The organism is Bradyrhizobium sp. 186 (genome assembly GCF_023101685.1).
Lineage (GTDB): Bacteria > Pseudomonadota > Alphaproteobacteria > Rhizobiales > Xanthobacteraceae > Bradyrhizobium.
On sequence record NZ_CP082164.1, the window covers coordinates 5,591,405 to 5,604,382 of the forward strand.

Here is a 12,978-nt window from a genome sequence, read left to right on the forward strand (position 1 = left end):
GGGCGATTTGACTCAGCTTTGGCTTCGATATTGCATAGCAGCACGGGAAGGTGGGCGTTTCAGTATGATGTCGATGTTTTATCAGACCTTTCAGAACCAGATGGACCTGACGGCGCCGTGGCGGGCGGGAGCTTCGTCTGCGCTCAAATTCCTCAATCTGGTGCCCCAGGGCATGTCGGACCAGGTCGTCGGCCGGCTCTCGGCGGCGCTGGAGCTGATCTCGCGCTCCACCCTCACCTACCACCGCCCGGCCTACGGCATCGACAGCGTCATGGTGGGCAACCGCGAGGTCGCCGTCACCGAGGAGATCGCCTACGCCACGCCGTTCGGCTCACTCCTGCACTTCAAGAAAAAGGACGTGGGCGAGCAGCCGCGCATGCTGCTGGTGGCGCCGATGTCCGGCCATTTCGCCACGCTGCTGCGCGGCACCGTGAAGACGCTGCTCCAGGACCACGACGTCTACATCACCGACTGGCACAATCCGCGCGACATTCCCCGCAGCGAGGGCCGCTTCGGGCTCGACGACTACACCGAGCATCTCATCGACTTCCTCGGACAGTTGGGACCGCGCCCGCACATGGTCGCGATCTGCCAGCCGTCGGTGTCGGCGCTCGCGGCCGCCGCGATCATGTGCGAGGACAACCATCCCTCGCGACCCGCGACGCTGACGCTGATGGCAGGTCCGATCGACACGCGCATCCAGCCGACCAGGGTCAACGAGTTCGCCAAGAGCAAGCCGATCGACTGGTTCGAGAGCAATCTGATCAACTACGTGCCGATGCAGTGCCGCGGCGCGCTCCGGAAAGTGTATCCCGGCTTCGTGCAGCTCACCGCCTTCGTCTCGATGAATCTCGAGCGCCATATCAAGCAGCACATGGATCTCGCCAACCACATCGCCAAGGGCGAAAAGGACAAGGCCGCCAGCATCAAGACCTTCTACGACGAATACTTTGCGGTGATGGATTTGCCCGCGGAGTTCTATATCGAGACCGTGCGCGACGTGTTCCAGGAGCATCTGCTGCCGCAGGGCAAGCTGATGCACCGCGGGCGTCCCGTGAACACCAAGGCCGTCAGCCGCATGGGCCTGATGACGGTCGAGGGCGAAAAGGACGACATCTGCTCGATCGGCCAGACGCTCGCGGCGCAAGACCTCTGCACCAGCGTGCGCGCCTATCGCCGTGTGCACCACATGCAGGCCGGCGTCGGCCATTACGGCGTGTTCTCAGGCAAACGCTGGAACAACGAGATCTATCCGCTGTTGCGGGATTTCGTGCACGTCAATTCGTAACCGTCATTCCCTGGCCCGTACGTCACGTTCGCAGGTGCTGGCGGCATGATCGAGACGCCTCTCTTGCCCCCAAACGGCCGGCTAAAGCGCGATGAGATGAGGATAGATCATCATCGCGCTTTAGGTTGTTGTTTGAGCATATGATCTTTTCGGAAAACCGATTCGCGCTTTTCCGGATCATGCTTTAGAGAAGCGGCACGTGGCTAACGCTCTTTCTTGAGCAGCTCTTTCGCTTCTTCAAATTCGGGAAGATTTCGCTCCGCATCGAATTCAGCGAGGACGGGAGCGAGCAGCTCGGATACCGCGCCCGCTCGGCCATTTTTCTTGTGCAGGCGTGCAAGTCCAAGGGCGCTGCGCAGCTCGAAAGACTTCGCCTGTTGGTGTCGTGCGATTTCCAGCGCTCGGTTGAAGGCATTTTCGGCCCTGGAATCGTCTGGAGGGTCATGACGCAACAAAAGCTCCCCCTGGACGCGATGCAGCTCGGCATCAAGCCAATGCTGGCCGGATTGCCCCGCCCACGCGATCAAGTCGCTCAAGATTTCCAGCCCGGTTTCGAGTTGGCCCGCCTCTGCATCCGCCATGGCGACATGCATCCCCCAAAACGGTTCACAGAGATAGCAGTCATTCTCATGCAGCAAGGTCCAGCCGCGACGCATTTCCATCGGTCCGGCCATTCGGTCGCCGGCACGCCACTTGGCCAGGCCATTCAGGTAGGTCCCGGCGGCCACATACAGCGGCATCGTATGGTCGCGAGCGAGACCGAGCGCCAGGATGGTCTCTGTTTGCTGCAACATGCCCCCGCATAGTCCGTCGAACACAGCTCGATGAACAAGCGCATTGGCCTGGGAAAGCGCCCGTTTTTCTCCTGAAGCGCTCACCGCTTCGGCGGCAAGCCCGCGCGCGCGAGCGATCCTGCCAAGCGGCCAGAGCACCAGGGCAAGAAACCTCATGATCACGAACGGGAGATCCAGCGCCGAAGCCCTGAACGTCGCGGGATCCGGCTCGGCGCCATAGATCGCTAGTGCCTGCTCAAGATGCGTTCTCGCGTTCAAGTAGTCGCCCCCGAACCAGCAGGTGACGCCGCCCGTCCAATGCGCAACGACGGCCGCCACCGGCGAGTCCGGTCGTCGGTTAGCGGCGCTCATGATGGCATCCGCCAGCTCCCGCATCGGAGCGAGTTCGCCGTGTGTCAGGCAGGCGTTGAAGAGGCCCGAATGGACCGGCGCAAGTTCAACTGGATCATTGATGTCGGCTGCGAACTGACGAGCGCGCGTCCATGCGGCTACCGTTTCGGGAGCGCTGTGCCCGAGGCTGCCCCGTAGTGCGCGGCCATATGCGATTTGAAGATGGAGCCTACTCATCATCCCGCGGGGCTCATCAGGCAACTCATCGGCGGTGGCAATCGCCTTGCCGAGATGTGCGATCGCCTCGGAATAGGCCGAGCGCTTCAGCGCCTGCTGTCCCGCCTTGCGCCACCACTCGTGGGCGACCTCGCTCAGCCCCGCCTCGGTGAAGTGGTGTGCCAGAACTTCCGGCTCAGTCTCGGCGATGACTGGAAACTTTTCGCGCAGGACATCGCCGATGCGCGTGTGAAGCACATGCCGTTTGCTCTTGAGCAGGCTCTCGTAGGCCGCTTCCTGAACGAGAGCGTGCTTGAAACTATAGTTTGCTTCGGGCGGAGCCCCGCGACGCACCAGCAGTTCGGCCTCTTCGAGTTGCCCTAGCGCAGCGCTCAGCGTCAGATCATCGCGTCCCGCCACATATCTCAGCAGCGTGTATGAGAAGTCGCGGCCGATGGCGGCGCCTATCTGCGCCACCTCCTTGACTGGAGCCAGCCGGTCGAGCCGCGCCATCAGCGAATCTTGCAGCGTCGCGGGAATAGCGAGCGGCGGGAGCGGACTATCGAGGCGATAGCGCCCGGCATCCTCGACGAGCAGTCCGGACTCCAGCACCATCTTGGTCAATTCCTCGACGAATAACGGGATGCCATCCGTCTTGTCGATGATCTGCTTCATCATCTCGCGGGGCAGCTGGCGACCAACGGTCACCTGCTCGACCAGCGCGCGCGTGTCCCGCCGATCGAGCCGGTCGAGCCGCAACAGACTGACGTTGGCAAGGCCCGACCAGGGGGGCTCGAACTCTGGACGGGACGTCATGAGCACGAGTATCGGCAGTCCCCTGATCCGGTCGACGCCGAGATCGAACAGTTCACGTGTCGTGGCATCGGCCCAATGCATATCCTCGCAGACAATCAGCAGGGGTTGCTCTCGCGCCAACCCCTCAAGCTGATCGAGAAGGGTGGCAAATGTCTGTCGCCGCTGCTGCGCCGGGCTCAAACCAAGCGGCGGACAACGGTCGCCGGTTGGAATCGAAAGGAGAGCCGCAATGAGCGGTGTCGCTCGGGCGACCTGCTGTGTTCCAAGCGCCAGCATTGCCTCAAGCTTGTCGAGCTTTTGCCCGGGCGTGTCGTGCGAGCGGATGCCGGCGGCGCGCTCGAGCTGCGCGACAAAGGGATGAAGCGCACTGTTGGTGTGGTAGGGCGAACACTGATATCGCACCCGGCGGTGCGTCCCCAACGCGGGGCTTTCGGACAGCGTTGCGACCATGCACGACTTGCCGATGCCCGCTTCGCCAGAAATCAACACCATCTGGCCCTGCCCCTGCCATGCCAGCCGCTGGCGCGAGAGCGTGAATTCGATCTCCTCCTTGCGGCCGACAAAGCCGATCGAGCGCGCTGCGCGGACCGCCTCGAAGCGACTCTCCGATGCGGTCGCCCCCTCGACCGCCCAGACCGCAATGGGTTCGGATATCCCCTTGACCGCGCGGCGGCCGAGATTGCGAAAAGTGAAGAGATCGCCAAGCAGCCGGCGCGTCGACGAGGCAACGACGACCGCCCCCGGTTCCGCCAGGCTCTGGAGCCGGGCAGCGAGGTTTGGCGTATCGCCGACCGTTGCGTGCTCCTCTGACGCATCTCCGCTGATGAGGTCGCCGACCACCACAAGCCCGGTCGCGATTGCGATCCGCAGTTCAACCCGTTCGTCGGCGCCTGTTCTGAGCTGCCTAATCGCAGAGATGATGTCGAGGCCCGCTCGCACCGCGCGCTCCGCATCATCCTCGTGGGCACGGGGATAGCCGAAATAGACGAGTATTCCGTCGCCGACGAACCTGACTATCCTGCCGTCATAAGCAGCGATGACGTTCGCGCAGGCGGCACGATAGGCCCGGATCACTTCCCACATATCCTCGGGATCGAGACGCGCCGAGAGCGCCGTCGAGCCGACCAGATCGCAAAACATAACGGTAAGGTGACGCCGCTCGGCGTCGTGAGGAGGAGCCGGCGATGCGATCAACGCGGCTGGATCGAGGTCGGCAATAGCACGCAGCATTTTACGGCGATGGCCGAGCAGGACTCCGAGCTTATCGAAGTCCTCGCCCATCAGTTCGGGAAGGACGCCCATGTCGATCCCATTTTGGGCAAAACGCTCTGCGTATTGCCCAAGCCCCAGCTTCTCGAGCCACTCCGCAATCTGCATTGGCTCCACCGATCGTGTGGTTGGCGGTTAGCAGAATTTTGGACCACGGCGCGCGGGGACAATATCCCAACACCACCATGATGGCACGCCTTGTTTGTTGCGCGATAACTTAGGTTGCTCAGTACCGGCACCGCTTCCAAGCAGGGACATTGCTCGATGCGAACAGCTGCGCTACTAAAAATCGTCAGCACGCAGCGTTGGACGACAGAGGTTGCGATGAGTCGTCAGCTACTCACTTTCAGACCTGAAGCCGAAACCAACACTGCGGCTTGTGCCCACGACGCCAAGCAGACGTTTTTCTGTGAGCACAGCTTTCTTCATTCCTTGTCCATGGGCGCTTCGTAGTTGCGAGCCATCGTGCCCGCCGCAACTTGAAGCGAAGAACCAACCACCCAACAGCCGGCAACAAAGCCTATCAGGCCATTGGGCAAGGTTTGATCAAGGACAAGGATGCTGACGGACAGAGTTGCTGCAATCGCGGCGCCGAACGTTCCGGCCGCACTCATGATCTCAGCCGCCTCGAAACCGTTCCATTCTTCCGAGATGCTCGAAATCGACCTCTGAGCGGCAGTGCGGGACAAATCAATTCCGACATAATAGCTAAGAGCTCCGTACAGCATCGTCAGCAGCACGATCCAGCCGCTTTCAAACAGTCCGCCTCTCTGACGCAACAGGGTCGCACCCACATAGAGGCCGCAAGACGCCCCAACGGCTGCGAGTCCAATTCTTTCAAGAAGATGGGCCGATTTGATCAGACTGGAACGAGCGATCCGAAGATTGCCGGTTTGCTTCGTTACGGACAATGCGCTGGAAACTGCATTGCTTATCTTCATTGGTGAACTCCTTCTCAGGTAAGTAGCAACCTTCCGGTGGACCGGAATAGAGGCTGCGTCCTGGACGCGTTTCGCTATGCCCCTGATTCCAATTTCTGAAGGATCTGTTCTGAGTGGTGGCGCTGGCTTGCTCGTGAGCAAGGCGAGGGCCAATCCAAAGCTGCGAGCTCGCGGCTTCGCAGGCATTGCATCCCACCCGTGTCTGTCAGTTAGGTCCGGGTGCGGCAATTTCTTGCGGGGGTGATAGCGCGAAAAGAGAGTGATGGAATATGAGATCGTTCACATACCGCAGTTCCCTGTCGCTCCATCCGGTCACAATTTCCGGAGGACGAGTCTGCATCGTCGCGATACCCGGGAGCGCGCGAGCGGGAGCTGAAAGGCGCGGTCAGCTCGCAAGCTGTCCCGCGTTTCGCCGAAGTCCGATCTATCCACTCTTGCCGTGCTTCGTGCACGTCAATTCGTGAAGCGCAGCGTCATTTTTAAGTGGCCTTCAGCCGGAGATGTGCGGCTGTCGGCTTGCGCCCGGCGCCGTTGATCGGCGTGATGTCCTGCGGGCAGGCCGAGAAGACCACGTAACAATCCCGGACAGCTCGCAGCACCACATGGTCGCCAGGCTTGCTGACAGGCTCGCCCTGCGTCAGGCTCAGATCGCCGTTGACCGGGATGTTCATGAACAGATTGAGCGGCTGCGGCACATGGCTCGCCTTCAGGCCGATCTCGTCCAAGGCCTCGACCATGTTGTCCGCGCAGTTGCGATGATAGTCCGTGCAACCCAGATGCTCATAGCGCCAGCGGTCGCATGCCGCCATCAGGGTGTCGTGGATGCCGGGCGATGTGTCTTGCTCCAGCACCAGGATCGGCTCCCGCTTGTTCGTGAAAAGCGTCTGCCCGGCGGCCGGCATCAGCCGGGCGTTCTCGACCCGGGTATGCTCCATCGACATGTGGTGTCCGAGATCCTCGATGCAGAACGCCCATGTGTCCACGACCTGAGAGCCATGGGTGTTGATGACCTGGACGGCCTGCCCCTTGCTCAGCCGAACGGCCTTGCCGCGCGTGGCCGGGATGACGTCAAGTGTCCCATTCATGATTTCCTCCTTCAAGCGGCGAGACGGGCGCTGCGGCGAGCTGCCCAGCGTGGCTGGGCGCAGATGTGGCCCAGGAATTCGATGACGGTCAGCGCGCCAAGATAGGCGGTGACCCCGGTACCGACATCGAGCGGCGGGTTGACCTCGACGAAGTCGAAACCCGCGATATCGTGTCTCTCGGCGATCGCCTTCAGGCTGTCGCGGAGTTCGGCATAGCTCATCCCGTTGGGCTCAGCCGAGACGCAGCCCGGGACCAGCGACATGTCCATGGCGTCCACGTCGATGCTGACGTAGACGCGGGAATTGGCCGGCAGCAGAGCGGCGATCCCCTCGGGACCCGCCCGCCGGAACTCGCCCATCGGGATGATCCGATTGCCGGCGGCGATGACCTCCTCCACCTGAGCCGGCGAATGACGCAGGCTGCGGATGCCGACTTGCGTCAGGCTGAGCGTGTTGTCCATGCCGGCGATATGGCGAAAGGCGTGGCTGTTGGTGATGGTCAGATCGTTCTCGAACGGCGCGTAGTCTGTATGCGCGTCGAAATGGATGACGTGCAGCTTCTCCTGGAAGGCGCGAAAGACCGGATAGGTGATCGAATGATCGCCGCCGAGCACCACCGGAAGCGCCCCGCGATCGAGGATCCCGCGTACCATGGCGGTGATGTTTTCGAAGGTTCGAGGCGCATTGGCCGGATGGATATCGACATCGCCAACGTCGGCGATCAGGCCCTGTGACATTTCCTCGACCAGATATTCGCGCCGGGTCTCCGGATCGTAATAGCCGCTGCCACTGCCATAGAAGCGCAGCGAGTGCTCGCGTAGCGCGCGGGGCGCAAAGCGGCTGCCGGGCAGGAACGGCGAACCCTCGTCGAAAGGCACGCCGAGCACGGCAATGGCCGCGTCGAGCCTCGACACATCCTCGCAGATCCGCGAGCGCAGGAAGGACGGGATACCGACATAGGGACGGTTGACGCGGGTCATGGCACTACTCCGTAGGGTTGGCTGTGGTGCGAGCGATGCGGTGGTCCGCCCGCACCAGCTCGAGAAAGTTTCGCAGGCGCGGCTCCTTCGGCGCGGCGATGATGTCGCGCGCCGGCCCCTCCTCCAGGATGCGGCCGCGATCCATGAAGGCAATGCGGTCGGCCAGGCCGGCCGCGAAGCCGATTTCGTGGGTGACGACCAGCATGGTCATGCCGATGGCGGCTAGCGAGCGCAGCACGCTGAGGACCTCGCTCACCAGCTCCGGATCGAGCGCCGAGGTCGGCTCATCGAACAGTATCAGCGCCGGATCCATCGCCAGTGCGCGGGCAATGGCCACACGCTGCTTCTGGCCTCCGGAGAGTGCGTGCGGATAGCGGTCCATCCGGTCGGCAAGCCCAAGCCGCGTCAGCAGGTCTGCGCCGCGCCGCTTCGCCTCGGCGCGCGGCCGGCCCAGCACCACGATCTGCGGCCGCACCACGTTTTCGAGCGCCGTCATATGCGGCCAGAGATGGAGTTGCTGGAAGACGATGCCGACCTGCGGGCGCAGGGCGTCGATCTGCCGGCGGCTCTGGTGGCGCACGACGCCGCCAGGCGTCAATTCGCGCCCCAGCGGCTTGCCCGCCACCTCGATGAAGCCGTCGTCGGGCTGTTCGAGCCAGGTCAGACAGCGCAGCAAGGTGCTCTTGCCGCACCCGCTCGGACCGATCAGCGCAACGATCTCGCCCGCGTGCACATCGAGATAGACCTGATCGAGCGCGGGCACGCCGTGAAAGCACTTGGTCAGGGCCGAGACACGGAGGACAGGCGTCGCGCTCATCACGTCCTCCTGGCGACCAGCGAGAGATAGCGCTCGGCGATCCGGTTGCGGCTGACGCCGTTTGCCTGGACGGCCCCGACGCGGCGTTCCAGCCGCCTGGATGCTTCCGCGATGGTGACCGCGATCAGCCAGTAGATCGACGCTACCGCCGCGAACACCTCGAAGGGAGCGAAGGTGTTTCCCTGCACGACGAGGCTCTGGTAGGTGAGCTCCGGCACCGTGATGGAGGACAGGACAGCCGACTCTTTCATCATGGTCAGCGTCATGTTGGTGGACGGCGGCACCAATGCGCGCAGGATCTGCGGCGCCACCACGTGCCACATCGCGCTCATCGGCGACATGCCGATGGCGCGCGCGCTTTCGAACTGGCCGCGCGGCAGGGTGAGAATCGCAGCGCGCACGATCTCGGCATAGTAGGCGCTGGCGAACAGCGCGAGCGCCACGATCCCGACCAGGGTTGCCGGCAGACGGATGCCCCAAAACGGCAATCCGTAGTAGACGATGAAGAGAATGATGATGAAGGGGATGTTGCGCAGTGTTTCAACATAGAGCGCGATGACGAGCCTCGGCAGCCAACCCGGCATCAACGCGATCAAGGCGGCCGCGATCCCGGCGACATAGCCGATCACCAGGGCCGCAACCGAGACCCGGAGGGTCAGCCATGCACCTTGCAAGAGGAGTGGCCAATAGTCGACCAGCACGGCGGGATCGAAATGCATCGCTCAGACCCGCGCCGCAGCGAAGCGACTTTCGGCCACCCTGCCGGACAGGCTGATGACGAGATTGATGACGAGGAAGACGAGCGCCGAACCGATCATGGTCTCGAACGGTCGATAGTTCGCGCTGGCGATCTGCTGCGCAGTGCGCAGCACTTCGACAACGGTGATGACCGACAAGAGTGCCGTGCCCTTCACGATGATCGTCGCTTCATTGATCAGCACCGGAACGATGCGCCGGAACAGTTGGGGCAGTACGACCTTGAGCCAGATGGCATGCGGCGGGAGGCCGAGCGCCGTCGAAGCCTCGATTTGACCGGTATCGATGGTGGCGAGACCGCCGCGCATGCTTTCGCTGACGAAGACCATGCTGTTGAAGGCGATGGCCGAGACGCCCGCCACTTCCGGCGAGAGGTCGAGACCAACTGCCGGAAGCACGTAATAGGCCATAAAGATCTGGATGAGGAGCGGCGTGCCGCGCACGAAGCTGATAACGACGGCAGCGAACGCATTCACCACGGCGATCTTCAGCGAGCGGACGATGGTCAACGCGGTGCCGAGCGCAAGGGCCAGCGTGATGATGATGATCGCCAGCCGGACATTCACGGCCGCCGCACCGATCAGACCAGGCAGGATCGACACCAGATAATCGAGCTTGAAGCCCATGACACGGGCCTTTCATGTCGCGAGAAGCCTGATCCCACCGTTACCCCTGGTCACCCGCCTTCGAACGGCTACATCGCGCCGGGCGGCAGATAGCCCTGGTCCGGGATCGTCATCTCGAAGCCGAACCATTTCTTCTGAAGGGCCGCGAGGCGGCCGTCGTCACGCATCTTGCGGATCACCGCGGAGATGGCGTCCCGCAGGTCCTTGTCGTCGGGCCGCGTCACCCAGGCGAGATAGGTGAATCCGCCTTCCTGGGGCGTCGGCGCCAGCAGTTCGAAAACGTCGGGCTTGTCCTTGACCAGCGCCGCGAGGCTCGGCAGCGACTGGATCACGGCGTCGACTTCGCCACTGGCGAGCGCCACGTAACTCTCGGGGAAAGCGGTGAACAGCTTCAGTTCCTTGAAGCCTGCTCCACCCGCGGCCTTCAGCTTGGCATCGAGCGCGCGAGCGACCGGTTCGGTTGACGACGCAAGTTGGGTTCCGACCACCTTGCCGTTGAGGTCTTCCACCTTGGTGAGCCCGTCGCCCTTGCGCTTCATGGCGTAGGGCACGCCGTCGGCGATTGGCATCGTGTAGGCGTAGCGCTTGGCGCGCTCCGCATTGATGCCGACCGTGGTGGCGACAAAATCGAACTTGCCGGCCAGCACGCCCGGCAGGATGCCCTGCCAAGGCAGATCGAGCTGGTTCAGCTTCTTGACGCCGAGCTCCTTGACCACTTCTGCCAGAATATCAGAACCGTAACCGACGACTTTGCCATCCTTGACGAATTCGAAGGGAGGAAAGGCAGCCTCGGTGCCGACCGTCAACTCGCCGGTCCGCTTGATCTTGTCCAGCGTCGTCTCGGCGAAGGCCTGCTGGCTCGCGACCAGCGCGAGGCAGGCGCTGCCCGCCAGAACGCCGAATATCGTGCGATTGGTCTTCCGCATGGCTGATCCCTTCGTTGTCGATGTCCGCAAAGGTTGCCGCCGCCTCAGGCAGGCGGCGCGTCGAAATAATTCGCCCTCACCGCCGCGCCGATCAGATTCACGATCAGGCGGCCGGCCGTGATGCACGTGATCATGTTGACGTCGATGGACGGCGTGATCTCCACGATGTCCATGCCGACCACCCGCCCCTTGCGCACCAGACCGTGGATAAGCTTGCGGACCTGGTGGAAGGTGAGCCCGCCCGGAGCCGGGCCCTCGACGGCAGGCATGACGGTCGGATCGAGGCCATCGGCGTCGATGGTGATGTAATACTGGCCGCCCTCCGGAATCCGCTCGAGCACCGAATCCATGCCCTTGTCGTGCACCTCGAAGGCCGGAATAATGTTGGAGCCGTAGGCGGCCGCCGCCTCGACCTCTTCGGTCCGTGCGCTGCCCGAGGAGCGGATGCCGATCTGGAAGATCTCGCCGATGTGGGGCATTTCGGAGGCCCGCCGGATCGGGCTCGAGAGGCCATCCCGAACGCCGTTCACCTCATCGCGCCAGTCGATATGGGCATCGACCTGGATCAGCGTGATCGGTCCATGGCCCTTGAAGGCGCGCAGAATCGGGATCGGGATGCCGTGGTCGCCGCCGATGGTGATGGGCATGGCGCCAGCGGCAAGAATCTTGCTTACCGCTTCTTCGGCGCGGACGTAGTGGCTCTGGAGATTGGTCATGTCGGCAGGCACGTTGCCGACATCGACCACCTTCAAGGCACGTCCGCCGTAGATCGGGCCGCCGACGTCGAAATCGTAGCGCTCCAGGCCGCGACAGATGCGATCGGTGACCGAACGGACAGCATCGGGTGCCTTCGTCTGGTCGTTGGTGATCGCGGCGGCATGGTAGGCGCTACCAAACGGAATGCCGAGGATGGCAATATGCGCGTCGAGAGCGTCGAGATCGGTGCAAATAGGCGACCAGAGCAGGCTCTGGTGCTGGAGCGAAGGTGGCACCGTCAGGGGGAGAGCCATACGTCCTCCAGGTCACAGCAGTTTGGTCTTGCCGAACAAATCGGCATCCGGCCACCAAGCGAGCGGTCTGCGCATCGCTCGGGTGTTCTGCAACCGTAGCGTGGACCCGACAACGCGCGGAATGACGATTCGCGAAACCATGCTTGTAGGAACCGCAACATGAAGCACGTCGCGCCAGCACCCGTTCCGCATCTCACGGAGGCCGATCTCCGGTTGCTGCGGATCTTTCGCGCCGTCGCTGAGGCGGGTGGCCTGACCGCAGCGGAAGCCCAACTCGGGATGGAGCGATCGACCATCAGCCGGCATCTGCTGGCGCTGGAGACGCGATTGGGCAGCCGGCTCTGCTTTCGCGGCCCCTCCGGGTTCGAGTTGACCGATTTCGGCCACAGGGCCCTGCTGGCCAGCATCGCAGCCTGCGACGCCCTTGAAATGGTGCATCACGAGCTCAATCTGGCCCGGAACATCCTGTCGGGCGAACTGAGGATCGGCATCGCTGACAACTGCCTGTCCAACCCGCATTGCCGGTTGGCGGACACGCTGGCTCAGTTTCGCGCTGCCGCCCCCAATGTCACCCTGAACATTGCGATCGGCCTGCCGAGCGCGCTCGTCGAGGACGTGCTGGAGCGACGACTGCATCTCGCCATCAGCGGGCAGCCTGCCGTCAACAGCAAGCTGGAATACGTCTCGCTGTTCACCGAGGAGTTCCGGCTTTACACGGCGGCAGCGAGGCCGCTTGCGCTGGACGCCTTGCGTGACGGCGGTGTGGCTCTGGTGACGCGAACAAACGATCGACGCACACAAAATCTCGCTCGGCGGCTCCATATCAAGCAGCACGCTCTCGCCTTCGGACTGGAGGCAGTCGCAACAATGCTGGTCGGCGGCGGGTTTGTCGGCTTTTTGCCGAAGCATTATGTCGAGATGCTGAGACCGATCCATCAACTGGAGGAAGTCTCGGGCGCCGAGGCGTTTCGCTATACGACCCAGTTTTCGCTGATCTCGGCGATCAGTCGACCGCTTCCACCGAGTGGCCGGCTGCTGGCCAAACTGCTGACCGATCCACAGAGCGCGACCTGAGCCAGGTCTCGGACACCACCCCCGGGCGTCAACGCAACGAAATCAGAGGG

The 12,978-nt window shown here is 62.8% G+C and carries 11 protein-coding genes; 2 read left to right on the forward strand and 9 right to left on the reverse strand.

Annotation, left to right across the window (positions count from 1 at the left end):
• Window positions 1-64: 64 nt before the first annotated feature.
• On the forward strand, window positions 65-1,288 hold the full coding sequence (gene phaZ / locus IVB18_RS26910; RefSeq protein WP_247983445.1) for a polyhydroxyalkanoate depolymerase: 1,224 nt from the start codon (window positions 65-67) through the stop codon (window positions 1,286-1,288).
• 203 nt (window positions 1,289-1,491) lie between these two features.
• On the opposite strand, the gene IVB18_RS26915 is transcribed toward phaZ, so the two are convergent.
• From IVB18_RS26915 to IVB18_RS26955, 9 genes are all read right to left on the reverse strand, one after another.
• Window positions 1,492-4,821 (reverse strand): adenylate/guanylate cyclase domain-containing protein, encoded by a 3,330-nt coding sequence (locus IVB18_RS26915; RefSeq protein ID WP_247983446.1) that lies wholly within the window; start codon window positions 4,819-4,821, stop codon window positions 1,492-1,494.
• Between the two features lie 317 nt (window positions 4,822-5,138).
• Window positions 5,139-5,654 (reverse strand): hypothetical protein, encoded by a 516-nt coding sequence (locus IVB18_RS26920; protein WP_247983447.1) that lies wholly within the window; start codon window positions 5,652-5,654, stop codon window positions 5,139-5,141.
• 479 nt (window positions 5,655-6,133) lie between these two features.
• Window positions 6,134-6,739, reverse strand: coding sequence for an urea carboxylase-associated family protein (locus IVB18_RS26925; RefSeq protein ID WP_247983448.1), 606 nt, complete (start codon window positions 6,737-6,739; stop codon window positions 6,134-6,136).
• 11 nt (window positions 6,740-6,750) lie between these two features.
• Window positions 6,751-7,719 (reverse strand): arginase family protein, encoded by a 969-nt coding sequence (locus tag IVB18_RS26930; protein ID WP_247983449.1) that lies wholly within the window; start codon window positions 7,717-7,719, stop codon window positions 6,751-6,753.
• Window positions 7,720-7,723: 4 nt separating this feature from the next.
• On the reverse strand, window positions 7,724-8,536 hold the full coding sequence (locus tag IVB18_RS26935) for an amino acid ABC transporter ATP-binding protein (protein ID WP_247983450.1): 813 nt from the start codon (window positions 8,534-8,536) through the stop codon (window positions 7,724-7,726).
• Window positions 8,536-9,255 (reverse strand): amino acid ABC transporter permease, encoded by a 720-nt coding sequence (locus tag IVB18_RS26940; protein ID WP_247983451.1) that lies wholly within the window; start codon window positions 9,253-9,255, stop codon window positions 8,536-8,538. The genes IVB18_RS26935 and IVB18_RS26940 overlap by 1 nt, the downstream gene beginning before the upstream one ends.
• A gap of 3 nt (window positions 9,256-9,258) precedes the next feature.
• A complete protein-coding gene (locus IVB18_RS26945) occupies window positions 9,259-9,918 on the reverse strand; it encodes an amino acid ABC transporter permease (protein WP_247983452.1) in 660 nt (219 codons plus the stop codon).
• 68 nt (window positions 9,919-9,986) lie between these two features.
• The gene (locus IVB18_RS26950; RefSeq protein WP_247983453.1) at window positions 9,987-10,844 is read right to left on the reverse strand and encodes a transporter substrate-binding domain-containing protein; all 858 of its coding nucleotides are present in this window, start codon (window positions 10,842-10,844) and stop codon (window positions 9,987-9,989) included.
• Window positions 10,845-10,888: 44 nt separating this feature from the next.
• Entirely contained in the window at window positions 10,889-11,854 is a 966-nt protein-coding gene (locus IVB18_RS26955; protein WP_247983454.1) for an agmatinase, read from the reverse strand.
• Window positions 11,855-12,013: 159 nt separating this feature from the next.
• Here IVB18_RS26955 and IVB18_RS26960 point away from each other — a divergent pair, with 159 nt between their 5' ends.
• A complete protein-coding gene (locus IVB18_RS26960; RefSeq protein ID WP_247983455.1) occupies window positions 12,014-12,928 on the forward strand; it encodes a LysR family transcriptional regulator in 915 nt (304 codons plus the stop codon).
• Window positions 12,929-12,978: the final 50 nt, after the last annotated feature.

Excerpts from the sequence above, each read along its gene's own strand:
- phaZ (WP_247983445.1), top strand. The coding sequence starts at position 65 with ATGATGTCGATGTTTTATCAGACCTTTCAGAACCAGATGGACCTGACG.
- IVB18_RS26915 (WP_247983446.1), bottom strand. The coding sequence starts at position 4,821 with ATGCAGATTGCGGAGTGGCTCGAGAAGCTGGGGCTTGGGCAATACGCA.
- IVB18_RS26920 (WP_247983447.1), bottom strand. The coding sequence starts at position 5,654 with ATGAAGATAAGCAATGCAGTTTCCAGCGCATTGTCCGTAACGAAGCAA.
- IVB18_RS26925 (WP_247983448.1), bottom strand. The coding sequence starts at position 6,739 with ATGAATGGGACACTTGACGTCATCCCGGCCACGCGCGGCAAGGCCGTT.
- IVB18_RS26930 (WP_247983449.1), bottom strand. The coding sequence starts at position 7,719 with ATGACCCGCGTCAACCGTCCCTATGTCGGTATCCCGTCCTTCCTGCGC.
- IVB18_RS26935 (WP_247983450.1), bottom strand. The coding sequence starts at position 8,536 with ATGAGCGCGACGCCTGTCCTCCGTGTCTCGGCCCTGACCAAGTGCTTT.
- IVB18_RS26940 (WP_247983451.1), bottom strand. The coding sequence starts at position 9,255 with ATGCATTTCGATCCCGCCGTGCTGGTCGACTATTGGCCACTCCTCTTG.
- IVB18_RS26945 (WP_247983452.1), bottom strand. The coding sequence starts at position 9,918 with ATGGGCTTCAAGCTCGATTATCTGGTGTCGATCCTGCCTGGTCTGATC.
- IVB18_RS26950 (WP_247983453.1), bottom strand. The coding sequence starts at position 10,844 with ATGCGGAAGACCAATCGCACGATATTCGGCGTTCTGGCGGGCAGCGCC.
- IVB18_RS26955 (WP_247983454.1), bottom strand. The coding sequence starts at position 11,854 with ATGGCTCTCCCCCTGACGGTGCCACCTTCGCTCCAGCACCAGAGCCTG.
- IVB18_RS26960 (WP_247983455.1), top strand. The coding sequence starts at position 12,014 with ATGAAGCACGTCGCGCCAGCACCCGTTCCGCATCTCACGGAGGCCGAT.